This window comes from Marinobacter sp. M1C (assembly GCF_023314135.1).
Classification (GTDB): domain Bacteria; phylum Pseudomonadota; class Gammaproteobacteria; order Pseudomonadales; family Oleiphilaceae; genus Marinobacter.
Map to the genome: position 1 here is coordinate 341,485 of NZ_CP092289.1, position 25,922 is coordinate 367,406.

Annotated in this window: 19 protein-coding genes; 9 read left to right on the plus strand and 10 right to left on the minus strand. The window is 57.2% G+C overall.

The features are described 5' to 3' along the window. The first annotated feature begins 132 nt into the window (after window positions 1-132). From MIH19_RS01575 to MIH19_RS01610, 8 genes are all read left to right on the plus strand, one after another. Complete coding sequence (locus MIH19_RS01575; protein WP_249007244.1) at window positions 133-2,160, plus strand: TonB-dependent receptor; 2,028 nt, start codon at window positions 133-135, stop codon at window positions 2,158-2,160. A gap of 263 nt (window positions 2,161-2,423) precedes the next feature. Further along, entirely contained in the window at window positions 2,424-3,515 is a 1,092-nt protein-coding gene (locus tag MIH19_RS01580) for an efflux RND transporter periplasmic adaptor subunit (protein ID WP_349292886.1), read from the plus strand. Then, window positions 3,512-6,880, plus strand: coding sequence for an efflux RND transporter permease subunit (locus tag MIH19_RS01585; protein WP_249007246.1), 3,369 nt, complete (start codon window positions 3,512-3,514; stop codon window positions 6,878-6,880). The genes MIH19_RS01580 and MIH19_RS01585 overlap by 4 nt, the downstream gene beginning before the upstream one ends. 17 nt (window positions 6,881-6,897) lie before the next feature. After that, window positions 6,898-8,142, plus strand: a complete 1,245-nt coding sequence (locus MIH19_RS01590) for an HlyD family efflux transporter periplasmic adaptor subunit (protein WP_249007247.1) — start codon at window positions 6,898-6,900, stop codon at window positions 8,140-8,142. Continuing rightward, window positions 8,139-11,336, plus strand: a complete 3,198-nt coding sequence (locus MIH19_RS01595; RefSeq protein WP_249007248.1) for an efflux RND transporter permease subunit — start codon at window positions 8,139-8,141, stop codon at window positions 11,334-11,336. The genes MIH19_RS01590 and MIH19_RS01595 overlap by 4 nt, the downstream gene beginning before the upstream one ends. Further along, on the plus strand, window positions 11,333-12,010 hold the full coding sequence (locus MIH19_RS01600; protein WP_249007249.1) for an ATP-binding cassette domain-containing protein: 678 nt from the start codon (window positions 11,333-11,335) through the stop codon (window positions 12,008-12,010). The genes MIH19_RS01595 and MIH19_RS01600 overlap by 4 nt, the downstream gene beginning before the upstream one ends. A 5-nt stretch (window positions 12,011-12,015) precedes the next feature. Beyond that, window positions 12,016-14,499 carry an ABC transporter permease gene (locus tag MIH19_RS01605; protein ID WP_249007250.1) on the plus strand — a complete coding sequence of 828 codons (2,484 nt, stop codon included), beginning with the start codon at window positions 12,016-12,018 and terminating at the stop codon, window positions 14,497-14,499. Next, entirely contained in the window at window positions 14,496-15,620 is a 1,125-nt protein-coding gene (locus MIH19_RS01610) for a lipocalin-like domain-containing protein (RefSeq protein WP_249007251.1), read from the plus strand. The genes MIH19_RS01605 and MIH19_RS01610 overlap by 4 nt, the downstream gene beginning before the upstream one ends. An 11-nt stretch (window positions 15,621-15,631) precedes the next feature. Here MIH19_RS01610 and MIH19_RS01615 read toward each other — a convergent pair whose 3' ends face one another. The 7 genes from MIH19_RS01615 to MIH19_RS01645 form a co-directional block, all read right to left on the minus strand. Beyond that, window positions 15,632-16,549 (minus strand): flagellar motor protein MotB, encoded by a 918-nt coding sequence (locus tag MIH19_RS01615; RefSeq protein ID WP_249007252.1) that lies wholly within the window; start codon window positions 16,547-16,549, stop codon window positions 15,632-15,634. A 3-nt stretch (window positions 16,550-16,552) separates the two neighbouring features. After that, the gene (locus MIH19_RS01620) at window positions 16,553-17,338 is read right to left on the minus strand and encodes a MotA/TolQ/ExbB proton channel family protein (RefSeq protein WP_249007253.1); all 786 of its coding nucleotides are present in this window, start codon (window positions 17,336-17,338) and stop codon (window positions 16,553-16,555) included. A gap of 72 nt (window positions 17,339-17,410) precedes the next feature. Beyond that, on the minus strand, window positions 17,411-17,809 hold the full coding sequence (locus MIH19_RS01625) for a YkvA family protein (protein ID WP_249007254.1): 399 nt from the start codon (window positions 17,807-17,809) through the stop codon (window positions 17,411-17,413). Between the two features lie 27 nt (window positions 17,810-17,836). Beyond that, the gene (locus MIH19_RS01630; RefSeq protein ID WP_249007255.1) at window positions 17,837-19,162 is read right to left on the minus strand and encodes a DASH family cryptochrome; all 1,326 of its coding nucleotides are present in this window, start codon (window positions 19,160-19,162) and stop codon (window positions 17,837-17,839) included. 203 nt (window positions 19,163-19,365) lie between these two features. Further along, complete coding sequence (locus MIH19_RS01635; RefSeq protein ID WP_249007256.1) at window positions 19,366-20,115, minus strand: SDR family oxidoreductase; 750 nt, start codon at window positions 20,113-20,115, stop codon at window positions 19,366-19,368. A gap of 33 nt (window positions 20,116-20,148) precedes the next feature. After that, complete coding sequence (locus MIH19_RS01640) at window positions 20,149-21,276, minus strand: alkene reductase (RefSeq protein ID WP_249007257.1); 1,128 nt, start codon at window positions 21,274-21,276, stop codon at window positions 20,149-20,151. Window positions 21,277-21,343: 67 nt separating this feature from the next. Then, the gene (locus MIH19_RS01645; RefSeq protein ID WP_249007258.1) at window positions 21,344-21,931 is read right to left on the minus strand and encodes a TetR/AcrR family transcriptional regulator; all 588 of its coding nucleotides are present in this window, start codon (window positions 21,929-21,931) and stop codon (window positions 21,344-21,346) included. 114 nt (window positions 21,932-22,045) lie between these two features. Here MIH19_RS01645 and MIH19_RS01650 point away from each other — a divergent pair, with 114 nt between their 5' ends. Then, window positions 22,046-23,158, plus strand: a complete 1,113-nt coding sequence (locus MIH19_RS01650; protein WP_249007259.1) for an S-(hydroxymethyl)glutathione dehydrogenase/class III alcohol dehydrogenase — start codon at window positions 22,046-22,048, stop codon at window positions 23,156-23,158. A 103-nt stretch (window positions 23,159-23,261) separates the two neighbouring features. On the opposite strand, the gene MIH19_RS01655 is transcribed toward MIH19_RS01650, so the two are convergent. From MIH19_RS01655 to MIH19_RS01665, 3 genes are all read right to left on the minus strand, one after another. Next, the gene (locus MIH19_RS01655; RefSeq protein WP_249007260.1) at window positions 23,262-24,308 is read right to left on the minus strand and encodes a peptidoglycan -binding protein; all 1,047 of its coding nucleotides are present in this window, start codon (window positions 24,306-24,308) and stop codon (window positions 23,262-23,264) included. Then, window positions 24,305-25,033, minus strand: a complete 729-nt coding sequence (locus MIH19_RS01660; RefSeq protein WP_249007261.1) for a flagellar motor protein MotA — start codon at window positions 25,031-25,033, stop codon at window positions 24,305-24,307. The genes MIH19_RS01655 and MIH19_RS01660 overlap by 4 nt, the downstream gene beginning before the upstream one ends. A 140-nt stretch (window positions 25,034-25,173) precedes the next feature. Next, a complete protein-coding gene (locus MIH19_RS01665) occupies window positions 25,174-25,857 on the minus strand; it encodes a type 1 glutamine amidotransferase domain-containing protein (RefSeq protein WP_249007262.1) in 684 nt (227 codons plus the stop codon). Window positions 25,858-25,922 lie beyond the last annotated feature (65 nt).

The window sequence follows — 25,922 nt, forward strand, 5'->3', positions numbered from 1 at the left end:
TCAGATATATGCTTGCCACGCGCGCACGAGGTACCTCCTTTGGGCTGCGGCAACGTGCCACAGGCGGGCTGGCGGCTAGCTGGGTAACATTGGCATTAAATTTTGAACATGCGCCGATGGATGGGAACAAAAATGCGGAAAAAACCACTAGGCAGACTGGTTGCGTGCACATTGAGCGGCTTGACTCTGTTACCGCTGCAAGCCCATAGCCAACAGGCAGATGAAACCGAACAGCTGTTAATTCGGGTAACTGAAGGCCAACGCGCTGCCGTTGGTTTGGCCAGCATGGCCAGTGAACCGATACAGCGTTTGACCAGTAACCCGGCTGTTTCCCTGTCGCGTATGGGTGGCCGAGGGCTAGAGCCGATTATACGTGGACAAGGCCGGGAGCGGGTGGATGTGCTACTAGACGGTATTCGTGTGGAAGGCGCCTGCCCCAACCGTATGGACCCGCCCACCAGTCGCCTTAGCTCGGCGCTGGCGCCAAGCTTACAAGTGCTTACCAATAACCAGACATTGCGCTGGGGGCCGGTAGCCGGAGGCCAGATCGTCGCCACCACAGCCGACCCTTCATTCAATGGCCGGACAACCACTGGCCAAGTCACCGTGGGTGGGGCGGATAACGGTAACGGCAAATTGGCCAATGCAGCGGCCGCGGTAGGCAGCGACGATGCCTGGCTGAGGCTGTCTGGCGGTTACGACGAGGCCAACGATTATGAAGACGGTAGTGGTAATGACGTGCGCAGTGCCCATAAAAACGCGGAAGGCAGGGTAGAGGGTGGGTGGCGCAGTGCGAACGATGTTTATGTGAAAGCCATGACCAGTCGCCAGGAGGAACGTGATGTGAAATACGCCGGCTCCGGCATGGATGCGCCGAAAACCGACACCGATCTTTACCGCCTTGAATTGAGTGCGCCTGTGGCCAAGGGCGAATGGTCACTGCTGGCCTGGCAGGCCGATGTTGACCACATCATGGACAATTTCAGCCTGCGCCCGGTGGGTATGATGAAAATGCAGACCAATTCCACCACCCAGACCCGCGGCTTGCGCTTTATTCTGGACCAAAGTCCCACGGGTCGCATCGATTGGGCTGCCGGCGTAGACGTCGAAACCAACGACTGGGACGCCACGCTGTTCAATGTGACCGGGGCCATGCCAATGGCGGCCTCGCTGATGTGGCCAGGTGTGGGGCGTGAGCGGGCGGGCGTGTTTGCAGAAGCCTTCATGCGACTGGGCTCGGCGGCCAAAGTGGGTGCGGGCTTACGTTATGATCGGGTGGAAATGGACGCCACCAAGGCGGACCAGGTTGGGGGCATGGGGCTCACTCCGGCCACGCTGTATCAGAGTGAATACGGCGTAAACTCCATGCCAGCGAATGACGACAGCGTCAGCGGCTTTGCCAGTGCTGAATGGCGACTGCCCCAACAGCAGGCACTGACCCTGACTGGCAGCCGAAGCGTGCGCAGCCCTGGCGTAACGGAACGCTATATTGCTCGCAGCACGGCGAGCGATAGCTGGATAGGCAACCCCCAGCTGGAAACCGAGAAACACTACAAACTGGAACTGGCGCTCAGTGGCCAGAGTGGCAATTGGCGCTGGAAGCCGGTTGTATGGGCAGATCAAGTCGAGGACTTTGTATTGCGTTACAAGCAAGAAAATGGGGTTGAAGGCTGTAATAAGTCAGGTGGCTGTTCGCGCTACGAAAATATCGACGCCCGTTTGCTAGGCGTGGAAGCTAATTTAGGCTGGAGTGACGGCACCTGGAGCAGCAACAGCGCCCTGGCCGCCGTTCGTGGCGAAAATCGCGACGATAACCGGCCCCTGCCGCAAATCCCGCCGCTGCAATTTATACAGACGCTGGGCTGGCAGCAGCATGGCCACAGCATCGAAGCGCAGTGGCAGTTGGCGCGGCGTCAGGACCGTATTGACCTGGCTTCCGGCCTGGACGCAGGAGCCTCGCCCGGTTATGGCGTGTTCAATGTGTCAGGCAGCCATCCTTTGACCGGATATCTGACCTTCAATTGGGCCCTGGACAACCTGTTTGATAACACCTGGGCGCCTCATGTTAGCCGCAGTAACAGTGATCCGTTTAATCCTGAGGCCGTGCGTGTCAATGAGCCAGGCCGTACTGTTCGGGCAGCGTTAACTGCACGCTGGTAGTGCATGAAATTTGGGGGTTGTCCGCTTTAATAGCCAGTGGATGACCATTTTACCCCGTGCCGGTGCGAAACGCTGCGCACGGGGGTTTTTTATGGCGAGCCGTGTGCCGTTGTTGCTGGTGCCATGGGCTATGCTTTTGTCAGCCAACCTTGCCGGGTTGCAGTGTCCCTGCGGGGCGTATTCTGATAACCTACAGTTATTAGGTAATAACTTTTATGATTTGGCGTTTGCGGCTGAACAAGCTGCGAAACAAGGAGTATCCGGTGGTGAACAATCAGCTTATCAGCCGCCCGTTACGGGCTTATGTGGGCGCTGTTGTGGGCGTGCTCTTATGGGGTTTGACTTGTAGCGCGCAAGCGCAGTCTGTGTCTGGCGAGCTTGCCACGGCGGCGGTAGAAAGCCGCTCTTTGGCCGAAACCGTATTGCTGGACGGCGTGATTGAAGCCGTGCAGCAAAGCACGGTGTCAGCCCAGACCAGCGGCAAGGTATTGCAACTGCCGTTCGATGTGGACGACTCTGTTCGCCCTGGCGATCTGATTGTGCAGCTGGAAGACAGCGAACAGCGGGCTCGGGTGAGCCAGGCGCAAGCTGCCGTTAACGAAGCCCGGGCCGCATTGTCGGATGCGAAACAGCGGTTCGCCCGTATTGAAAGCGTGCACAAACGCGGTTTGGTATCGGGCCAGGAGTTTGATCAGGCCCGCAATAATCTGGCCGGCGCCCAGGCCCGCGCTGAGCGTGCCGATGCGGGTATGGTTGAAGCCCGCGAACAGCTCAGTTACACCCGTATTGAAGCGCCTTACGGCGGTATTCTGACCGAACGCCACGTGGAAATCGGTGAGTCGGTCAGTCCCGGTCAGGCCCTGTTAAGCGGTTTATCGCTAGAGCAGCTGCGGGTGGTCGTGGACTTGCCTCAACGCTACGCCGCCAGCGCCCGCGCCGAGCGCCAGGCCACCGTTACCCTGGCTGACGGCCGGGTACTGAAAACCGGCGAAATGACCTTCTACCCCTACGCCAATGCAAAAACCCACACCTTTCGCTTACGCATGGCACTCACCGAACCCAATGGTTCGCTGTTCCCGGGGATGCTGGTAAAAGTGGAGGTGCCGGTCAGCCGTTCGCAAACACTTTTGGTGCCGGCCAGCAGTCTGGTGCAGCACAGTGAGCTGCGCGCTGTGTATGTGATGGATAGTAACGGCAAACCGCGCCTGCGTCAGGTTCGCACGGGTAAAATAGCCGATAACCAGATCGAAATTCTGGCGGGCGTCAGTGCTGGCGAGGAAGTGGTGCTCAATGCCAGCGAATTACTCGGTAGCGCACTCCTTTTAATCCCGCCAGCGCAGGAGCAAGCGCTGTGAGCCAGTCGCTGCCACCGACGTCACCTTCGGGCTCTCCCTCGCAGCCTGCGCCCACTGCGCCATCAACCCCTTCAGCAGGGGTTGGCCTATCTGGCGCCATAGCGCGACTGTTTCAGGACAATCACCTGACCCCCCTGATTATGCTGTTGTCCATCATCCTGGGCGTTCTGGCAGTGGTGGTCACGCCAAAAGAAGAAGAACCGCAGATTGATGTCACCATGGCCGATATCATGGTGGCGTTTCCCGGTGCCAGCGCCCGCGAAGTGGAAAGCGCGATTGCCACGCCTGCCGAACAGGTGATGAGTGAAATTGCCGGTGTTAAACACGTGTATTCGGTATCGCGCCAGGGCCAGGCGGTGATTACCGTGCAATTTGAGGTGGGCATACCGCGCCAGGAGGCGCTGGTGCGGCTTTATAACCAGGTGTATTCCAACCAGGACTGGCTGCCCGCCAATCTGGGTGCCAGTCAACCGTTGGTTAAACCTAAAGGCATCGACGATGTACCGGTGATGACACTCACCCTGTATGACCCACAGCACGGCCATAGCGGCGAGGAGCTCACCCGCCTTGCGCACATGTTAGAAGTGGCCCTGAAGCGGGTGCCGGGTACCCGTGATGTATACACCGTGGGCGGCATACCCGACCGGGTGGATATCCGTTTTGATCCGGCCCTGTTGGCCGGTTTTGGCCTGACCGTTGACGATCTGCAACAGGCCCTGCTGGCCGCGAACAGCAGTTCTCAGGAAGCCCGAATTACCCGCAACAATGTATCGATCCCCATTCAGGCCGGTACGCTGCTAACCCAAATAGACGAAGTGCGCCGTCTGGTTGTGGGTATGGATCAGGGTGCGGCGGTTTATCTGGAGGATGTCGCCAGCGTCAGCCGCGGTAATACGGTTGCTGACCAAAGCGTGATGACCGGTTTTGGGCCGGCCCATCAGGGTTCTTTTCAAAAGGGTACTCATCAGAATAACAACAACTCGGCGTTCATAGGCCAGCCTGGGCAAGTCTTCCCGGCGGTCACCCTGGCCATCGCCAAAAAGCCGGGCGAAAACGCGGTGGAGATCACCCGAGCTATTGAGCAGCGCATAGAGCAATTACGCAATCGCGTTCTGCCGGTCGATGTGCAGGTGCTGGTGACCCGTGATTACGGCGCAACCGCCTCGCAAAAAGCCCGCAAACTGATTTCCGATCTAATATCGGCCACCCTGTGCGTGGTGCTGCTGGTACTGGTCGCCATGGGCTGGCGCCAGGCGTTGATTGTGGGTGTTGCGGTATTGATTACGTTGCTGCTAACCCTGGTATTTTCCTGGGCCTGGGGTTTTACCCTGAACCGGGTGTCGCTGTTTGCGCTGATTTTCTCCATCGGAATATTGGTGGACGATGGCATCGTGATTACCGAAAACATCAACCGCCGCATCCAGAACTCGCGCCGCCCGATCAAAGAGATTATTCCGCTGGCGGTGGACGAAGTGGGTACGCCCACCATCATGGCCAGTCTGACGATTATGGCGGCCTTGCTGCCTATGGCGTTTGTCAGCGGCTTGATGGGGCCCTACATGAGCCCGATTCCCATTAACGCCTCGGCCGGTATGGTGCTGTCGCAGATTGTGGCTTTTATAGTGGCGCCCTGGCTGGCTCTGCGCCTGCTGCGTCACAAAAAAGGCGATCTTGCGCAGCCGGAACACGAATCTGAAAGCTTCTCTGACCGTTCTTCTGACAGCTCTTTTGAAAATTCGGCCGAAGGCGTGAGCCCCCGCATGCTGGGCCTGTTCAGCCGCGTGCTGGTGCCATTTTTAGGGGACCATCGCTTGCGCCGTGGCCTGCTGGCATCGGTGGTTATCCTGCTGACTCTGGCAGCGACCGCACTGCCGGTGTTTCAGGCAGTGATCCTGAAGATGCTGCCGTTTGACGACAAATCTGAACTGCAGGTTGTCGTGGATATGCCCGAAGACACGCCGGTTGAGGTGACTGCCCGGGTGTTGATGGAAATGGGCCACTATCTGGAAACGGTGGAAGACGTCGACAACTGGCAGACATATGCCGGCACCGCGGCACCGATCAACTTCAACGGTCTGATTCGCCAGTACTATCTTCGCTCTGACCCGTACCAGGGCGATATTCAGGTCAACTTCAGTAGCGGTGACCGGCGTGACCAGCCATCTCACAATATCGCCCAGTCGTTGCGCCAGCCGCTGACCACCATTGGCGAGCGTTATGGCGCCAGTGTGAAAATTGTGGAAGTGCCGCCGGGTCCGCCGGTGCTGTCGCCGCTGGTGGCAGAGATTTACGCGGTAGACCCGCAGCAGCGGGCAACATTGGCGCGCTCTGTGGCCGCCGGTATGCAAGATGTGACCGGCCTAGTAGACATCGACACCACGCTTGAAGCACCTATCCGCCAGTGGGAAGTGGTGGTTGATCGTGACCGCGCCGCGCGCCTGGGAGTGTCGCAGAGGCAGGTGGTAATGGCATTGCAAACTGCCCTGGGCGGCAGCGGTGTGAGCTATCTGCACGACGACCACGCCAAATATCCGGTGCCCATCCGGGTGATTCTGTCAGACGCCGACAAAGCCCGCCCCCCGGCTTTGCTGTCGCTGAATCTGCGCAGCCGCGATGGCGGACTGGTGCCGCTGGCCAGTATTGCGGACATCCGTGAGGCAGGCTGGCAGGGTGCGATTTATCACAAGAACCTGTTGCCGGTTACCTACGTGACCGCGGACATGGCAGGCGCTATCGATTCGCCGCTCTACGGCATGTTTGCCATGGTCGACCAGTTGGAACAGCGAACGGACGCGCCCGAGCAGTTTTTCATTCGCCAGCCGGACTTACCCGAAGCTGGCGCCCTGAAATGGGACGGTGAGTGGCAGATTACCTACGAGACTTTCCGCGATATGGGCATGGCCTACAGCGTGGGTATTTTCATGATTTTTTTGCTTTTGGTAGCCCAGTTCCGGTCTTATCTGCTACCGCTGGTGATCATGGCGCCCATACCTCTAACCTTGATGGGCATTATGCCGGGCCACGCTCTTTTGGGGCGGGAATTCACCGCCACCAGCATGATTGGCATGATCGCGCTGGCCGGCATTATCGTACGTAACTCGATATTGCTGGTGGTGTTTATTCGCCAGTTGCTGGACGAAGGCATGAGTTTGGAAGACGCCGTCGTTCAGGCCGGTGCGGTGCGGATCAAGCCGATTGCGCTAACAGCAGTATCGGCGATGGTTGGCGCTTACTTTATATTGAATGATCCGATCTTTAATGGCTTGGCTATATCCCTGGTGTTCGGCCTGGCTGTGTCTACTCTTCTGACAGTGGTTGTGGTGCCCTTGTCATACTATGTCATGGCGCGGCGCCGGTGGATTTGAACAGGAAATTTTACCCGATGATAAAACGATTTTTGCCCTGGCTTGTTCTGCTGCTGGCCATTGCTGTGTTCATGATATTGCGAATGACCCGCCCGGAACCCGTTCAGGCTGAAGCCCAGGAGCGCGCTTGGTTAGTGGCCGTGCAAAGTGCTGAATTGATTAACGCTACGCCGCTGTTGCCGTTGTATGGACAGGTCGTGGCTCCGCAACAGCTGACCGTAACGGCAGCTTTGGCCGGGCAGATCGCGCAACGCCCGGTGTCGGAAGGCCAAGCGGTTGCCGCCGGCACGCTGTTAATAGCCCTGGATGACGCCGATGTGGCGCCAGTCCTGGCCCAGGCGCAAGCCGAAGTGACGGATTTGCAGGCGCAAATCGACGCCGAACAGCTGCGCCACGGCAACGATCAGCGTGCATTGAAAAGTGAGCAGTCCATTCTGGCCAGCGCGCAGCGCCAGTTGGAACGCAATGAGTCTCTGCTTAAACGCAACCTTACCTCCCGCGAAGCCTTAGACGGTGTTACCGACGCCTATGCTCGCGCCGAGCTAACCGTCAGCATGCGCCAGCGTACATTGGCTGAACACCCGGCGCGCTTGGCCAGCCTGCAGGCACGGCTGGCCAAGGCTGACGCCAACCTTCAGAGTGTCGAGCGGGATGCCGGACGGGCGCAGGTTATTGCGCCGTTTGACGGTGTGATCACCGATGTGCAGGTGGCCGCTGGCGACCGCGTTAGCAAAAATCAGGCGTTACTGAGTTTATACCCGCGCCAGGGGCTTGAGTTGCGGGCAAGGGTGCCTGACGTGTTTGTTGGGGAGTTGCAGCAAGCCCTGAACCGCGGTGAGCAGCTCAGGGCGACGACCGAAGACGATCGCTACGAATTTATTCTGGTGCGCTTTGCCGGTATTGGCAGTGCTGCCGGCACCGAAGCGATACTGGTGGCTGAGGGCGTGGTGTACGGCCTGCGCCCGGGCAGTTTGCTGCCAGTGACCTTGCAGCGCCCTGAGCAAAAGCAGGTGCTAAGTGTGCCTTACAGCGCACTTTACGGTGCCGATACCTTGTACGCGGTGGATGATGATTCACGCCTACAGCGCTTGCGGGTCGAGCGGGTAGGCGAGGCCCGTAGCGATGATGCCCAGCGTGACGATGCTCGCAACCTGCTGGTGCGCAGCGCCGAACTGCAAGTGGACATGCGCATCATTACCACTCATCTGCCAAACGCCATGAGCGGGCTGAAAGTGGACATTGCCGGAGCGCAGAGCCGGTGACCGATAGGCTCGCAACGGAACAGCCTGAAAGTAACGGTTCTGGTACTGCACCGCCTCGCCGCGGCGTGATAGGCTTTTTTGTGCATCATCGGCTGGCGGCCAATCTGGTCATGCTGGTGATGTTGCTGGGCGGTACGCTGGCGCTGACCCGCATGAACGTGCAATTTTTCCCCACCTTCGCGCTGGATGTGGTCAGCGTAAGGGTGGTGTGGAGCGGCGCCTCCGCTGAAGACATCGAACAAGGCATTACCAACCCCCTGGAGCAGCGCTTGCGCAGCGTTCAGGGGCTGAAAAAGATGACGTCTACGTCGGCCCAGAGTGTGTCGTCCATCACCCTCGAATTTCAGGAGGGCACCGACCCGATTCAGGCTTTAGACGATACCCGCCAACGGGTAGATGAGTTCAACAATCTGCCAGCAGAAGCCGAAGATCCGCGGGTGAGCCGAATTGAACGCTACGAGCCGGTGGCGCGCCTGCTGCTGTATGGCGACGTAGACGCCGACGAACTGCGCCACATGAGCTACCGTTTTGAAGACGAATTGCTACAGCGCGGTATCGACAGAGTGTCTATTCGCGGCCTGCCAGAACAACAAATCAGCATTGATGTGCCGGTGGAACGCCTGGAAACTCTGGGTCTGACGCTGGAACAGATCGCTGATCGTGTGGCCGCGGTGTCCCGTGACTTGCCCGCCGGTTTGTTGGGCCAGCAGGACGCCACCCGCGAATTGCGTGCGGTGGAACAGGCGCGCAGCCCGGAACAGTTTGGCCAGATTCCGCTGCTCAGCGGTGATCGTATTCAGCTACGGCTGGGAGACATTGCCAGCATCCGCCAGGAATCCCGCGATAGCCCGTTAACCCTGACCCGCAACGATTTTCCAGCCGTGGAGCTGCAATTGCAGCGGTCTGAAAACGGCGATTCGCTGGAAGCCGCCGATGCGCTGCAACAATGGTTAGCCGAAACCCGCGCCACCTTGCCACCCAACCTGCAGCTGGAGGTATACGACGAAACCTGGCAACTGCTGGATGACCGAATTTCGCTGCTGACAAGCAACGGCCTGAGCGGGTTATTGTTGGTAGTCTTGCTGCTGTATCTGTTCTTGCCCGGGCGCGTGGCCTGGTGGGTGGCGGTGGGTATTCCTACGGCTTTTTTGGCGGCTTTGGCCATCCTCTGGCTGCTGGGCGGCAGTATTAATATGATCTCGCTGTTTGCGTTGATCATGGCGCTGGGGATTATCGTGGATGACGCCATCGTGGTAGGCGAAGACGCCGACGCTCACGCCCGGATGGGGCAGCCGTCTATGGCGGCGGCCGAGGGCGCCGCAAAGCGCATGGTGTGGCCGGTGCTGGCGTCATCACTGACCACGGTGGCGGCGTTTACGCCTTTATTAATTGTGGGCGGGGTGATTGGCAATATTCTGGGCGATATTCCGCTGGTGATGATTTGTGTGCTGGTTGCATCATTGCTGGAGTGCTTTGTGGTGCTGCCTGCCCACCTGCGCCACGCTTTTATTATTCCTGAAGTGAAGCCGGTCAGCCGCAATGCGGCCGCTAAATGGCTGCGGGCGCCCGGTGCCGGCATCGGACGCTTTCGTGCCGGCTTCGAACGCCACTTTGAACAGTTTCGCGAAGGTCGTTTTCGCCGCCTCTCGCACTTCAGTTTGCGTCACCGCGGGCTGACTATGACCGGGGCAATGGCGATTGCGATCATGACCGTTGGTCTGTTGAGTGGCGGTCGCATTGGTTTTAACTTCTTTCCCACCCCCGAGCCTTCGGTGCTCTACGCTAACGCCAGCTTTGTGGCCGGCACCGACAGCCGCCGGGTTGACCAGTTTATGGTCGACATGGCGCAGAGCATTAACGCCACTGAGCAGGCTTTGGGCGGCAACCTGATATTGCACTCGGTGGTCACCCGTGGAGGTACCCTGGGCGCGGGAGGCAGTTCCCGCAGTGGTGAAGAGCTCGGTTCAATGATGATCGAGCTGGTACCGTCAGACCAACGTAGCGTGCGCAATCCAGAATTTATCAGTGAGTTGCGGGCGAGCCTGTTGCTGCCGGCAGGGTTAGAGAACCTGAGCATTACCGAGCGTGAAGCCGGTCCGCCGGGTCGCGATATTAATGTGCGCCTGACCGGCCCGGATGCGACCCGTTTGAAGCTTGCTGCTGAAGAAGTGGTGCAGGCACTGGCGGTGTTACCGGGTGTGCTGGACGCAGAAGACGATATGCCGTGGGGTCGCGAACAGTTGATCTATCAGGTTAGCCCCTGGGGCGAAGCTCTGGGCCTTACCACCACCGATCTGGGGCGCCAACTGAGAGCTGCTTTTGATGGTCGGGTTGCGCAGATCTATCAGGACGGTCGCGATGAAATGGAAGTGCGGGTGCAGCTGCCGATATATCAGCGCGAGCGCCTTGCCACCCTGTCGCAAATCACCATCCGCGTGCCTGATGGCCGTTTTGTGCCGCTTACTCAGGTGGTGATGTTGGATCACCGGCAGGGCTTTGAGGTCCTGCGCCACGCCGATGGCGTGCTGGCGGTAGAAGTGTCAGCGTCGCTGAACACAGACGTCAGCACCACCAGCGATGTTATTGCAAGCCTGGAAGCCGAAGCGCTGCCCGCCATCGTCAGCCGCTATAACGTGCGTTACAGCTTCGAAGGCCGCTCCGCCGACCAGCGCGAAACCATTGATGATATGAAAACCGGCTTGATTATCGGCGTCGCCTTGATGTACGTGATCCTGGCCTGGATATTTGCCTCCTGGAGCCTGCCGCTGATCGTAATGGCTATTATTCCCTTTGCATTGGTGGGTGCCATTCTTGGGCACTGGTTAATGGGCTTGCAGTTAACGGTGTTGTCACTGTTTGGATTATTTGGCCTGTCGGGCATTGTGGTGAACAACGCCATCATACTGGTGTCGTTTTACAACCAGCAGCGGGAAGCGGGGCTGGGCGTTGACGCAGCCCTGAACGAAGCCGTGGTGCAGCGGGTGCGTGCGGTATTGCTGACGTCGCTGACCACTATTGGTGGGCTGTTGCCACTACTGTTTGAGACCTCTTTGCAGGCTCAGTTCCTGATTCCCATGGCGACCTCTATTGCCTTTGGCTTGGGATTGTCCACCTTGTTGGTGCTGCTGGTGATTCCGGCGCTGCTGTCTTATCTTGAGCAACTAAGGGCCTGGTGGGCCAGGGAGCCAGCATGACTGAGCCGTTACTGAAAGTACGTGGTCTAGGTAAGCATTTTGCCAGCGCCGGGCAAACGGTGAACGTGCTGTCTGGCTTGGAGCTGACTCTGGCGCAGGGCGAATCCTTGGCGCTGATGGGTCGCTCCGGCTCTGGCAAAAGCACCCTGTTGAACATTCTGTGCGGTTTGGAGCAGCCCGACGCCGGCTTTGTGAGCATCGCGGGTGAACACTTTGCGGCGGATTCGAGCGCAAACGGGGCAGGCCAGCAACGCTGGGCCAGACTGCGGCGCCAGCGTATTGGCGTGGTGTTTCAGGAGGCTAACCTGATGCCGGCGTTGTCGTTGCTGGACAACGTGCGCCTGCGGGCCAGTCTTGCAGGGCAAAGCGATCAGCATTGCGGCGACTGGTTGAAGCGTCTGGGCATTGGCGAGTTGGCGCAGCGCTACCCGGACCAGGTATCCGGCGGCCAGCGCCAGCGCGCGGCTTTGGCCATGGTGTTTGCCATGCGCCCGTCACTGATACTGGCAGACGAGCCTACCGGCAGTCTGGACGCCCGCACCGCTCTTGAAGTGGCAGATGAGCTGTTTTACCAGCAAGCCGCCAGCGGCTGCGCGCTGGTGCTTGCCACCCACGATCCGGCATTGGCCGCGCGCTGTGGCCAGCGCCTGGACCTTGCTCAACTGGGGGCTTAGCGTCGATGTTCCTGCTTCCAGCGTCCCAGTTTTTAAATCTGTTTTCCGCCTTGTTCAGCCATTATCGCCGCCACCCGCTGCAACTGCTGGCGTTGGCGTTGATGATTATGCTGGCCACCATGCTGTGGACCGGCGTGAACCACCTGACGACTCAGGCGCGAGCCAGCTTGGGCCAAAGCGAGCAGGCTGTTGCCGCACGCAGTCAGGTAGAGCGCGTTGATGGCCAGGCGCTGACGGTGGCTGATTTTGTAACTCTACGCCGTGCCGGCCTGTGCGTAATGCCCTGGCTGGAAGTGGAACGCCAGGGGCAGGCCGGCCGGTTGGTAGGGGTAGACCCGCTGGCCGCTGGTTGCTTTGCGCGAGCTACCCCATCGACGGACGATAACAGCCTTGAACCACCTAAAAAACCTGAGCCAGCCTGGGTCCCGACGCTAAACGGTGAGCCCTTTATCGACATCAGCGAAGCCGCCGCGTTGGCGCAAAACGTCGCCTCACGTAACGTAAGGTTTAGCCTGTTAATTGTGCCGCCTAAGCCTGCTTCTGCGTTGCCCGCAGATTACCGGATGACAGGTTTCTCATTAGGTCCGGACACCGGCGAACTGGGCGAAAGCTTTTTGCTGAATCTGGACGCTCTGGGATTTTTGGTGCTGTTGATTACGGCCTTGCTGCTGCGCAGCGTGTACCAATTGGGCATGGCCCAGCGCCGTGACAGCTTTGCCCTGCTGCAGCGGTTTGGCGTTATGCCGTCAGCCATTAACCGGGTATTACTGGTCGAAATTCTACTGCTGGCGCTGCTGAGCGTGGTGCCGGGTGTGTGGCTGGGGCGCTTGCTAGCGGGCAGCGTGGGCGGTGGTTTTGGTCAGGCTTTGGACAGCCTGTTCGATACGCCGCTGTACGCCGGCCAGGCAGAAAACTGGCTGACGCCGATACTGACCATGATGGCCATCGTGCTGGCGGTGTGCCTGGCGCAGAATGTGCGGGCACTGCTGCTGCGCATGGCGGCCGCGTGGCCGTTTGCCCTACCGGCGAAGCTTTTAACTGGGTTTGGATTTGGAGTGAGCCCGTGGCCTTGGTTGGCGATGCCTTTGGCTGTGGCAGGCCTGGCGATGGCGCTGCTCGCGCAGTCGCTGCCGCTGGTGTTTGTCGCGGTCGCGCTGGTGTTTGCCGCTACCGGTATTGCCGCGCCATTTGCCATTGCCGCGCTGTCTGCCACCCTTGCCCGGAAAACGCGGGAGCCATTAGCGCGCTGGCGCCACACCGAGCTTGGAGTTATGGCCCGCAGGCTGGCCTTGCCTTTAGTCGCGCTGCAGTTTGCGCTGGCGATGGTGTTGGCGGTGCAGGCACTGGTAACAGTGTTTGAAGCCACCTTTGACGAGTGGCTGGGCCAACGCCTGGCCGCCGATTATTTTATTGAAGTGCCCTCCGGCGCCAGTGCGAATGCGGCCGCGCAGTGGCTGGCTGCGCAGCCGGAGCTGGCGCAAAGCGGTGACTGGCATCAAGTGGTGCGCGGCGTAGCGAAACTACCTGCAGCGTCGAATAACCCAGCAACGGCGGATCCAAAAATGGCGGATCCAGAAATGACTGCTCCAGAAATGACTGCTCCAGAAATGACTGCTCCAAAAATGAACAGAAAAGCGCAGGCGGTTGACTTGCTTGCATTAGGGCCCGTTAGCCCGCTGCTGACCATGTGGAGCCTGCAGGCCGCCGGTGACCAGCCCTGGCAGGGCTTTGCCGCAGGTGAAGGCGTTATGGTGAACGAGCAACTGGCGCGTCGTTACCCGCTGGCGGTAGGGGATACCTTGGTGCTGACATTGGCGGACACCCGCCTTGAACTGCCGGTGCTGGCGATTTATGCGGATTACGGCCGCCCAGCCGGGGAAGTGTTGATCAATCTTGAACTCTTGCCGAACGAGTTCGTGCCGGCGTTTGAAAGTTTTTCGATCAGCCCAGGTGTAATCGACATTGCGCTGATAACCGATGGCCTTCAACGGCTTTGGCAGGTAGACAGTGTGCGGGTGCGTGATAACAAGCGCGTTCGCGAACTGGCCGATGCGGTGTTTGACCAGACGTTTTTGCTGACCCGCGCCATGACCTTTGTCACTTTGGTGTTGGCGGCGGTTGCCTTGCTGATTATGGGCTGGGTGTTTTTCAGCACCCGGGCTTGGTATTTCCGCTTGCTTCAGGTTTGGGGATTAACACGACGCCAGGTTCTGATGCAGTTGGGCCGATTGGCGCTTACCCTGACCCTATCGATTACCCTTTTGGCATTGCCCCTGGGCGTCTGGTTGACCTGGGTTCTGGTGCACCGAATTAATCCATTGGCCTTTGGCTGGTCTTTACCCATGGCTATCTATCCCGGGTTCTGGCTTCAACTGGGGGTTGTGAGTGTGTTGATCGGGCTCAGCATCACGTTGCTGATGCGCAGCCAGCTTGGCGGTAGCGGCCCAAAACCGGTTTCCGCTGCCAGCCTGCAGGGTGATGAGCGATGATAAAAACACAGAAATGGCCCACAGGCCTTTGGCAAAAAGCCGCGACTTTTCTGCTGTTATTCACCACTGTGCTGGTGGCCGGGTGTTCGCAAGAGCCAGATACGGGTGGTTTCGCCGGCCTGGCTCAGGCCGGCGACGGCAGTCAGAGTGAAGCCTTCTTGCAGCCAGGGCCGGGGGATCGGTTGCATTTTCCCGATGACTGGGGCCAGCATCCGCAACACCGTATTGAATGGTGGTATTTAACGGCCAATTTGAAAACCGCAGACGGCGAGCCGGTGGGCGTGCAGTGGACCCAGTTTCGCCAGGCTATTGAGCGGCGCCCTGCGTCAGAAGAACCGCCGGCAGCAGAACTGTGGCCGTTGCAGGCAGCCTGGATGGCCCACGCGGCGGTCAGTCTTGAAGGTGAACACCGGTTTGCCGAAAAATTCGCCCGCGGCGACATTGGCCAGGCCGGAGCTGTGGCCAGCCCGCTAGACGTCTGGCTTGATGACTGGCAACTGACCCAACAGCCTGACGGTGCTTTGCGCCTGCAGGTGAACACGCCCGAGTGGGGGTACGATCTGTCATTGCGAGTTCAGGGCGAGCCGGTAGCCCATGGCGATCAGGGCTTCAGTGCAAAATCTGCAAGCGGTGAGGGCTCAATGTATTTCAGCCTGGTCGACATCTCCATCAGCGGTGAGCTGACCCTCAATGGCGAAACCCAAACGGTGACTGGCAGGGGATGGTTTGATCGGGAGTGGAGCAGCCAGTTTCTAAAAACCGGGCAGCAGGGCTGGGACTGGTTTGCCCTGCACCTGGATTCGGGCGATAAGGTGATGGCGTTTCAGTTGCGGCAGCAGGACGGTGGGTTTCTTTCGGGTACCTGGATTCCAGAGTCCGGCGAGCCGGTGGCATTGCCGCCTGATGCGCTTAGCCTGACAGCGCTGGGTTTCAGTGGTGCTACGCCCAATCTATGGCGCCTGCAGATACCGCAATATCAGGTGGATATTAATCTGGCGGCACCTGCCGGCCGCTATATCAATAACGGGCTCTTTCCCTATTGGGAAAGCCCGGTGAGCGTGTCTGGCAGCCACAGTGGTGAGGGCTATATGGAACTGACCGGGTACCGCGGTTCACCGTGATAGGCGGTTGTTTACCAGGTGATGCTTTCTACCGGAACCGGCCCGGATTGCATGTCGATCACCGCATCCTGACCCGGTAGCTGGCCGTCGATGATGTCGCGCAGTTGAATTTCTTGTTCTTCCAAGGGGTCAGACAGGTCAATAATGATTTCAACCCGACGGTTTTTCGCCCTGTTCTCGGGTGAATCGTTTTCTACCCGTGCCGCGGTATCCGCCAAGCCTTTTACCGCCAGCCGACTAGGCGCGACGGCTCCGCTTGCCAGTAACGCGTTGGCCACTGAGGCGGCGCGGGCGGCGGACAAGTCCCAGTTGCTGTAAAATCGGTCAGTACGGATGGGTACATCGTCGGTGTGGCCTTCTATCGTCAATTCGCCCGGAATACTGGCCAGTACTTCGGCCATTTCCAGCAGCAGGCTTTCGAACTCCCAGGTGAGCTTCGCCGATCCAGACGGAAACGAGCCTTTTTCTTCCACTCGAATCACAATACGATGCTGTTCTTGGGTCACGTTGATGCGGCCGTCGCTGAGCGCGGGTTTTAGCACCTTGCGCAGCTGTTCCAGCTGCTCCTGTATTTTTTTCTGCTCGGCAGCTGTGGCGGCGCTATCGACGGCGCCCCGCAGGGTATCCACTTTCGGTTTCTGATCGGTGGTAGTCTGCTTTATTTCATTGATTACGGTCGGCTCTGCCGGAGCCGACGAAAAGTTGTCAAATATTATGCTGGTGCCCATAGGCATTTCCACCGCGGGCACATCGCGCTGAACACCGAAGGCTGCGGACAGTTCGCCGGCAATCTGTTTAAATTTCTGCGCGTCGATTTCAGAAAACGACAGTAACAGCACAAAAAAGCACATCAACAGCGACATCAGGTCGGCAAATGTCACAACCCACGCCGGGATGCCAGGTTTCTCTTCTTCCGGGAAGTCTTCCATCGGTTAACTGTCTGCCGTGGCCGCGGTGGCTTCTTCAGATACCTTATCGCGCTCTTTGGGAGACAGATAACTGGATAGCATCTGCTCGATAATTCGCGGGTTAACGCCTTCCTGAATAGCGCCCAGCGCGTCTATATAGAGCGACTGCATGCGGGCCTCCTGGATCATTCGCAATGACAGTTTGTCGGCAATAGGTGAGGCAATCATGGTCGCCAACATGGCACCGTACAGCGTGGTTAGAAGCGCAACCGCCATGGCAGGGCCAATGGATTTCGGGTCTTCCATATTGGACAGCATTTGCACCAGGCCAATCAGCGTGCCGATCATGCCCATGGCGGGACCAACGTCTGCGAAGGCGGTGAATACCTTGGCTCCGGAGCGGTTGTGCTCCAGGGTCATCAGTTGCTCTTTATTGAGCAGTTGTTTGATGGTGGCACTGTCCTGGCCGTCGACCAACATCTGAATGCCGTTACCAAGAAACGGCGAGCTTACCTCGCGCCCTTCCAGGCCCAGCACGCCCTGGCGCCGCGCCACATTAGCAATATCTACCAGCTCGTCGATGGCTGCGCGGGTTTCCGGAAGTTTGAACTTGAAAGCGCGGATCGCTGCTTTAAATGCGCCCAGAAACTGCTGAAAACTGAATTTGGCCAAAACCACCAAAAGACTACCGCCAATAACAATCAGCAGCGCCGGGACGTTAAGAAACACGTCTGGTGACACGCCTAAAATAACCGCCGAGACGATCAACATCATCGCGCCAACCAGGCCAATAAGAGTGGCAAAATCCACAGTAACTCCAGAATACTCAAGTTGTTGTTATCGAAAGAGCCGGTGTTAGCGGCTGTTTTTACGCGGGCCTTTTCAGTTTGTTTCTTGCAGTTCTTTCCACGCTGCATAACGGTGCAGGTCTGACTCCACCAGTTTCAGGCACAAGGCAACCACACCTACATCGTCTACGAAGCCGATGGATAGAATAAGGTCTGGAATCAGGTCCAGTGGGTTTAACACGTAAATCAATGCGCCAACAATGGCGGCGATACTTTTCCACGGTATGCTGCGATAACGACCATTATAGTAGTCTCGCACCAACGAAAACATTAGTTTTATATCTGTTGTGAACCGGTCGAGCTTACCACTGTTTTTGACCTTTTCCTCTACCGCTTGCTGCTTTTCTAACAGGCGTTGAATATCGGCTTGTTTGACTTTGTCAGACTCCGATTCCAGCTGCCTGCGAGCGGTGCGTTCACTGATAAATGCCATAGCGTGTCCCGGTTGAAGGCCGATGGGTCAGGAAAGCGGCCAGTCCGCCGCATCAACGGTGTGCAGCCCCACGGGCTGCTCGGCGTGGCCGTTCCAGCGCTCAACAAAGGTACCGTTCGGGTCGTATTGCTGGGCTTGCTTGTCCAGATTGAATCTCCGCAGGCCGCGAGGATCGGCGCCCACGCCCGCCAGATACTGCCAGTTCCCGTAATTGCTGGCTACATCATAATCGATCAATTGCTGTTCAAACCAGGCCGCGCCATAGCGCCAGTCCAACTCGAGCTCGTTAATAAAGCAGCTAGCGACCAGTTGGCGGCTTCGGTTGCTGATGTAACCGGTCTCCCGCAGCTGATTCATGGCCGCATTCACCAGCGGATAAGAAGTGTTGCCTTCGCACCAGGCTTTGAAACGGTGGCCATAAAAAGTCACAGACCGGCGCTTGCCCTGCACACCGTCACGGCGAAATAACTCAGACCCGTGCCGCAATGCATACCAGTAAAAATATTCACGCCAAAGAACTTCAAACCAAAGCCAGTACGTGGATTCGTTGCTGGTGTGTTGCTGCTCATACAGGCTGATGCTGTCTGCAACCTCGCGCGCTGACAGGCAACCATGGGCAAGCCAGGGCGAGAACTTGGAGGATGAATTCCAGTCGTCCAGCGCATTGCGAGTTTCTTTGTAGGTGTCGATCGCGTGAGTGCCCGCTAAAAAATCCCGCAAGCGCGCCAGGCCGGCCTGCTCGCCGCCGCTAAACGCTGACGGCTGAGTGGGTTCCTGAATGGCAGGGCATTCACCGCGGTTATCGTCTGGCAAACCGGGTGCTGGCGGCAGCATTTTTACCGTTGGGATGCGCAATCGCGCAGGCCCTCTGTCGCCTTTTTTCTCGATCAGTTTGCGAAACTGGGAAAAGGTTGCCGGCAAATCCTGCAAGGGCATCGGCAGCAGGCTTTCGGTAAACAGGCCAAGGGTTTCGTATTGCGTGAACGCAATTTTCGAGAGTTTGTCCTGAAGAGTTTGCCACTGCACGGCTTCACGGGTACCGGGCTGGCGCGAACGCACAATTCGGCTGATGGCGTGGCTGTGGGCCAACGCAGGAATCACGGTTTCCGGATCGCCCCAGGCAATGTGCAGGCGCTGGCCCAAGGCGCGCAGGCTGCGTTCTAGCCCAATCAGGCTTTGCCATAAAAAGCGCCAGCGGTGGTGGCCCATGGTTTTGCACTGCAACGGCCCGGGTTTGAACCATCGGGGTTCCACAACGTAAACGCACAGCAACATGTCCGACTTGGACGCTGCCAGCAAGGCGGCGTTGTCGTGTAAGCGAAGATCCCTGGTAAACCAATAAAGCGTGCGCAACGTAAAATCCTCATTAATCCCCATGTGGTTATAACACTACGTTTCCGTGTGTTAAAAGGATTATCCACAACGCTTCTGTGAGGGTTCGTTTAAGTCTGAGGGTGCCATTCTGGATGTAAACCAGAAGGTCTCGGATATGACGGGGGGTATTGCCGGGCGCCAACAGGGTCGGCGCCCGGAACTTCACCAGCTCGAAAGCGGGTTTACAGTTCTTGAGCCGTAGGACGCAAGATGATCTCGTTGATATCTACGTCATGGGGCTGCTCAATGGCGTAGACAATGGCGCGGGCAACCGAATCGGCACTGATCGCGACCTTGTAAAGTTCCTCTGCCGCTTTTGCCGCATCGGGATCGGTAATGGTGCTGGTCAGCTCGGTGGCTACTGCACCCGGTGAAATGTTGGTGCTGCGAATTTCGTCACCGGCTTCTAGGCGCAAGCCTTCAGACAGGGCTCTGACTGCGTATTTAGTTGCGCAGTAAACCGCACCGCCCGGGAATACTTTGTGCCCGGCTACCGAGGACAAGTTGATCACGTGTCCGCTGTGTTGCTCGCGCATGGTGGGCAGCACGGCCGCAATACCATACAAAACGCCCTTGATGTTGACGTCGATCATCTGTTCCCACTCGTCTACCTTCAGGGCGTCCAGCGGCGCCAGGGGCATAAGGCCAGCGTTGTTGATCAAAACATCAATACGGCCAAATTTCTTTTTGGTTGCTGCAGCCAGACTTTCGACCTGTTTGCGATCGGTAACATCGGTGACCTGCCACAAGACTTCTGTACCTTTTGCTTCCAGCTCTTCGGCCAAAGACTTCAGACGGTCTTCCCTGCGGGCTGCCAGTACCAGTTTGGCACCACGGTCGGCCAGGTGGCGGGCGGTAGACTCGCCCAAACCGCTGCTGGCGCCTGTGATGATGACAATCTTGCCATTAATCGGATCGTTAGTGTTGCTCATAACTTTTCTCCTGTTTTGATCAGAAAATTCTGATCAGGCACTGATATCGAGTTCTTGCAGTGTTGGGTAATCGGTATAGCCGTGTTCACCGCCACCGTAGAAAGTGCTGTCATCCCACTCGTTGAGCGGTGCGTTCTGGCGGAACCGCTCGGGCAGGTCCGGGTTGGCAATAAACGGCCGGCCGAAGGTGACCAGGTCGCAACGGCCTTCGCTAATGCGCGTGCGGGCTTCTTCAGCTGTATAGGCGCCGTTGGCGATGTAAGTGCCTTTATATGCAGCTCGAATTGCGTCGATGATGTCTTCCGGGCGACCGCTGGCGTGATTACCCTGGAACGAGTCTTCTACCACCTCAAGATAAGCGATCCCCAAGTCGTTCAGGTGTTTGGCAAAGGCCGTAAAGGTTTCGATGGGGTTGTCATCGTGCATGCCGTTAAAGCTGCCGGTCGGGCCGACACGAACGCCCACTTTGTCTTTGCCCCACACATCAATGACGGCTTCAATCACCATCAGCGGCAGGCGCAGGCGATTTTCCAATGAGCCACCGTATTCGTCGGTGCGGTGGTTACTGCCGCTTTTTATGAATTGCTCCAACAGATAACCATTGGCGGCGTGAACCTCAACGCCGTCAAACCCTGCCTTTTGTGCGTTCAGGGCGCCCTGGCGATACTGTTCGACAATGCCGGCCATCTCGTGGGTTTCCAGCGCCCGGGGCTCAAGCACATCCACCATGCCGGAATCGGCACTGATATAGGTTTTGGCGCCTTCCGGTTTGATGGCAGACGGTGCAACCGGTAACTGGCCATTCGGCTGCAGTTCGGGGCGGGAGATGCGACCTACATGCCACAGCTGCATGTGGATACGGCCACCGGCAAGATGCACCGCGTCGGTAATGTTTTTCCAGCCATCAACTTGTTCCGGGGAATGAATGCCCGGTGTGAAAGCGTAACCCTTGCCCTGTGGTGATATCTGAGTGGCTTCACTCAGAATCAGTCCGGCACTGGCCCGCTGCTTGTAATAATGCACGTTCATGGCATTCGGAACATCGCCCGGTTGGCTTGAGCGTGAACGCGTTAGTGGAGACATCAGAACCCGGTTGGGCAGTGTCAGGTCCCCCATAGTCAAGGGCTGAAATAACGGGTCATTCAGTTTTTGGTTGCTCATAAAATATACTCTTGTCAGGTTAACTAATATTAATTAGACCAGTCTACTAGCGGGTGTCCTAAAAAAATTAGACAATGCCGAGGCACTGGGTGAAAAATACGCGGACAAACCGTTCCATCGGCTTTGTCGATTTCACAACTTTGGATCTCAGGATCGCGCCTTCCCAGCCAGACAGCAATACGCTGGCAGCATCAGAAGGATCAATACCCGCATCAATATCGCCGGCAGATTGCGCTTCGGCAATGCAGCGTTCAAAACGCTTTTCCCAAGCACAGAACACCTTGTCCAGTCGAACACGGAATATCTCGTCTTGCCCGGCAAGCTCCTGTCCCAGATTGCCAATAAGGCAACCACGGGTGCAGTCGCAATTCGTCATGTTGTCAAAGCCGGTATCAAAGTAGGCCCGCAGGCGGTCAACGCAGGGGCGACTACTGTCGTTAAGAATCTGGTTCAGCTTTTCATCGTATTCCTTGGCGAAGGTGTCAATGATTGCAAGGCCGAAGTCATTTTTACTGCTAAAATAGTGATAGAACGAGCCTTTCGGCACGCCAGCAACTGTCAGGATGCCATTAATGCCGGTCGCACCAAAGCCTTTCGTACCGATAAGGTCAGCGCCGGTTTGAATAATAAGATTGCGTGTGTCGTTCGTTGTCATGGCATCCATACTAGACCGGTCGTCTAGAATACGTCAAACTCTCGATATGCGGAATAACCGTAACGCTCTACTTTTAACTCTCTAACATTAACTCTGCCTGCAAGGAGATGTCCTGTGATTAAATCCCGTGCCGCCGTGGCTTTTGCTGCCAATCAGCCGCTGGAAATTGTAGAAGTGGATGTCGCACCGCCCCAGGAAGGCGAAGTTCTGGTGCGTATTGTGGCCACCGGTGTGTGCCATACCGACGCCTACACCCTGTCGGGCGCGGACCCGGAAGGCCTGTTCCCGACCATTCTGGGCCACGAAGGTGGCGGCATCGTTGAAGCCGTGGGCCCGGGCGTGAAAGACCTGGAAGTGGGTGATCACGTTATCCCGTTGTATACCGCCGAGTGCGGCGAATGTAAATTCTGCACCTCTGGCAAGACCAATTTGTGTGGCGCCGTGCGCGCAACCCAGGGTAAAGGCGTGATGCCCGATGGCACTTCGCGTTTCAGCTACAAGGGCGAGCCTATTTACCACTACATGGGCTGCTCAACCTTCTCTGAATACACCGTGCTGCCGGAAATTTCGCTGGCTAAAATCCCCAAAGAAGCGCCTTTGGATAAGGTATGCCTGCTGGGTTGTGGTGTAACGACCGGCATTGGTGCTGTGCTCAATACCGCCAAGGTGAAAGAGGGAGATACGGTCGCAATCTTTGGTTTGGGTGGCATTGGCCTGGCCGCGATTATCGGCGCCAAAATGGCCAAAGCCGGGCGCATTATTGCTGTTGACATTAACCCCGAAAAATTCGACATCGCGAAGCAGTTGGGCGCCACCGATATGGTCAATCCGAAAGATCACGACAAGCCTATTCAGGACGTGATCATCGAAATGACCGACGGCGGCGTGGACTACTCCTTTGAATGCGTGGGGAATGTGCAGCTGATGCGTTCTGCGCTGGAGTGCTGCCATAAGGGCTGGGGTGAATCCATCATCATCGGCGTGGCTGGCGCCGGCCAGGAAATCAGCACTCGCCCATTTCAGCTGGTTACCGGCCGAGTCTGGAAAGGCTCTGCTTTTGGTGGCGTAAAAGGCCGTACGGAACTGCCGGGCTATGTGGCAAAAGCCGAGAGCGGCGACATTCCGCTAGACGTGTTTATTACCCACAACATGCCGCTGGAAGACATCAATAAAGCGTTTGATCTGATGCATGAGGGGAAGAGCATTCGGACGGTGATTCACTTTTAAGCTTCTTCTCAGGACCGGGGACAGATTTTAAATCTGTCCCCGCATCCAAGGAGCAAGATAGGGGACAGACTTTAAGTCTGTCCCCGGTCAAATCTGCCCCCGGTCATCGGTCAGTCAGTTTGATTTCGATGCGCCGGTTTGCCTGTAAGGCGTCGGGCGTGGTGCCATCCGCCACCGGGAAGAACTCACCAAAACCCGCTGCGACCATGCGGTTTTGCGGCACGCTCTGATCGGCTAGGTAGCGCACTACCGCGACAGCGCGTGCGGTTGAAAGCTCCCAGTTGGAAGGGAACTGCGGTGTATTGATGGGAATTCGATCGGTATGGCCATCAATGCGCAGAATCCACTCTAGGTCTGCGGGTATGGTTTCAACCACATCCAGCAGCACTCCGGCGAGCTTGTCGAGTTCGCGTTTGCCTTCTGCGCCGAGAAGGGCCGAACCGGAAGCGAACAGCAACTCGGATGGCAGCAGGAAGCGGTCGCCAACAATGCGGATGTTTTCATTGGCGGCCAAAATGTTCCTCAACCGGGCGAAAAATTCAGACTGGTACTGCTCCAGTTGGTTGATTCGCTCCGCCAATAGGGTGTTAAGGCGCCGGCTGACATTTTCCAGCTCGTTTTCTTTACCGACGGTCATTTCTCTTTGCAGTTTTAAGGCAGTGGTTATTTGTCGTAGCTGGTTTTGCAGCGATGCGATCTGGTTGGATAGCCGCATGATCATATTTTGTTGGCTGTTGGAAAGCTCATCCTTGTTATCCAGATCCTGGTTCATACTCGCCAGGCTTTCAGCTCGGGCTTCGGCGTCGGCGGTTTGCCGCATTAATTGATCGCGGGAGGCTTCCAGCCGTTGCTGCAGGTCTTCATTTTGGGCAAGACTGTCGCTGAAGCTGTTTTGAACCATGAGCATTTGCTGCTCCAGAGCCGCCGTTGTGCCCTGTTCCAGCCCTAACAGCTGAGATATCTCGCTTAGCCGCTGGTTCAGCTGGGCCAGTTCGGAGTTGCGGTCAGAAAGCGTTTGCGACAGAAAAAGCTGGCTTACCACGTAAACCAGCAACATGAATATCACCAACATCAGCAGGGCCGAGAGGGCGTCTACGTACCCTGGCCAGACGTTGGTGGTGCTTCTGCTTCGGCGCCTGGACCCAATCATGGCTGACGTTCATTGCTGGTGAACGGGTCTAACAGGTTGGTAACGCCGGTCAGCCATTCTTCCAGTCCGTCATAGAATCGGTTCTGGGCATGGCCGGCCTGGATATCAAGAAAGCCGAGTATCAGGGAGCCGCCAAGACCGAACAGCGACGAACTGAACGCTGTGCCCATACCCTGCAAGGGCGTTAGCAGCCCGGCTTGGAGGTCCGCAAACACTTTGCTGAAATCACCTTGGCCCATGTCCAGATTGGTAATCACCGCACCCACTGCGTTGATGGTGCCCAGTAAGCCCCAAAAGGTGCCAAGAAGCCCCAGAAAAACCAACAGGTTGATAAAGTAACGGGTGATCTCACGCTGCTCGTCCATGCGGGAGTAAATGCCATCTAGAACCGTGCGTAGCGACATGGTAGAAAGCGTAAAACGATCACGTTTGGAATCTTCGCCCAGCTGCCTGGCCAGTGGCTTAAGCAGGCGGGGTTCTTCAAGCACTGACAGGCCTGACTGGCCGGTGCGGAACTGGGAAATCCAGCGCAGCTCGGGAAACAATACGAACACTTGGCGATAAGTAAGCCCTATGCCAACAAGAAGTACGCAGACAATCAACAGGTTAAAGACCCAGTTGGCCATGAAAGCGGTTATCAGCGGTTGGTGAATCAATACGCCGACGACGGCAACAATCGCCAGAAAGAACGTCATCCAGAAAAGGGTATGTTTTGGATTGCTCATGAAAAAAGTCAGCCTGTTGAGATTTTCGTCAAAACGTTAGCACAGACTAGCGGATGTTGATGCTTAATTGGCGGGAAATTATGGGGGTGAGAGGTCCCCGGCGAAGCAAACGGCCAAGCCAGGGCTAGGCATTACGAGTTTTAGCCTTCGAGCAAAGTCTGTACTACAGCCTTGGCCGCGCCTTCTGAGGAAGCCGGGTTCTGGCCGGTAATCAGTTTGCCGTCAACCACCACATAAGGTGCCCAGTCTTCGCCACAGCTGTAATCGCCGGCGTTTTCCTGAAGCATGTCTTCTACCAGGAAAGGCACCAGTTTGGTCAGCTGAACCGCTTCTTCCTCGGAATTGGAGAAGCCAGTGACTTTACGACCGCCGACGATATTCTGGTTGGGCTTTACGTCCACGTTTTTGAACACGCCAGGTGCATGGCACACCGCGCTGATGACTTTATCCTGCTCGTAGGCGCGTTTGATCAGCGCTATGGAATGCTTGTCGTTGGCCAAGTCCCAAAGTGGGCCGTGGCCGCCGGGGTAAAAGATGGCGTCGTAATCGTTCATGTCCACGTCGGCGAGTTTGCGGGTGCTGGCCAGGGATTCTTTGCCGTGTGCATCTTCTGAAAAGCGTTTTGTGCTGTCAGTCAAAGCGCCTTCGGCTTCACTGGCAGGATCGACTGGCGGCTTGCCGCCTTTAGGCGAGGCAATGGTGATGTGAGCGCCAGCGTCTTTAAATACGTAATAAGGCGCAGTGAACTCTTCCAGCCAGAAACCGGTTTTTTTGCCGGTGTCGCCCAGTTGATCGTGAGACGTCAAAACCATCAGGATATTCATAAACATCCGCCCTTGTTAAGCAATAAGTGAGTTACGGTGTGTTATCCGTACAATGACAGTTTGTG

What these genes read in the sequence shown, in the direction of transcription:
- MIH19_RS01575 (WP_249007244.1), top strand. Translation starts at nt 133, where the DNA reads ATGCGGAAAAAACCACTAGGCAGACTGGTTGCGTGCACATTGAGCGGC.
- MIH19_RS01600 (WP_249007249.1), top strand. Translation starts at nt 11,333, where the DNA reads ATGACTGAGCCGTTACTGAAAGTACGTGGTCTAGGTAAGCATTTTGCC.
- MIH19_RS01610 (WP_249007251.1), top strand. Translation starts at nt 14,496, where the DNA reads ATGATAAAAACACAGAAATGGCCCACAGGCCTTTGGCAAAAAGCCGCG.
- MIH19_RS01590 (WP_249007247.1), top strand. Translation starts at nt 6,898, where the DNA reads ATGATAAAACGATTTTTGCCCTGGCTTGTTCTGCTGCTGGCCATTGCT.
- MIH19_RS01625 (WP_249007254.1), bottom strand. Translation starts at nt 17,809, where the DNA reads ATGGCATTTATCAGTGAACGCACCGCTCGCAGGCAGCTGGAATCGGAG.
- MIH19_RS01665 (WP_249007262.1), bottom strand. Translation starts at nt 25,857, where the DNA reads ATGAATATCCTGATGGTTTTGACGTCTCACGATCAACTGGGCGACACC.
- MIH19_RS01640 (WP_249007257.1), bottom strand. Translation starts at nt 21,276, where the DNA reads ATGAGCAACCAAAAACTGAATGACCCGTTATTTCAGCCCTTGACTATG.
- MIH19_RS01645 (WP_249007258.1), bottom strand. Translation starts at nt 21,931, where the DNA reads ATGACAACGAACGACACACGCAATCTTATTATTCAAACCGGCGCTGAC.
- MIH19_RS01605 (WP_249007250.1), top strand. Translation starts at nt 12,016, where the DNA reads ATGTTCCTGCTTCCAGCGTCCCAGTTTTTAAATCTGTTTTCCGCCTTG.
- MIH19_RS01615 (WP_249007252.1), bottom strand. Translation starts at nt 16,549, where the DNA reads ATGGAAGACTTCCCGGAAGAAGAGAAACCTGGCATCCCGGCGTGGGTT.
- MIH19_RS01660 (WP_249007261.1), bottom strand. Translation starts at nt 25,033, where the DNA reads ATGAGCAATCCAAAACATACCCTTTTCTGGATGACGTTCTTTCTGGCG.
- MIH19_RS01635 (WP_249007256.1), bottom strand. Translation starts at nt 20,115, where the DNA reads ATGAGCAACACTAACGATCCGATTAATGGCAAGATTGTCATCATCACA.
- MIH19_RS01655 (WP_249007260.1), bottom strand. Translation starts at nt 24,308, where the DNA reads ATGATTGGGTCCAGGCGCCGAAGCAGAAGCACCACCAACGTCTGGCCA.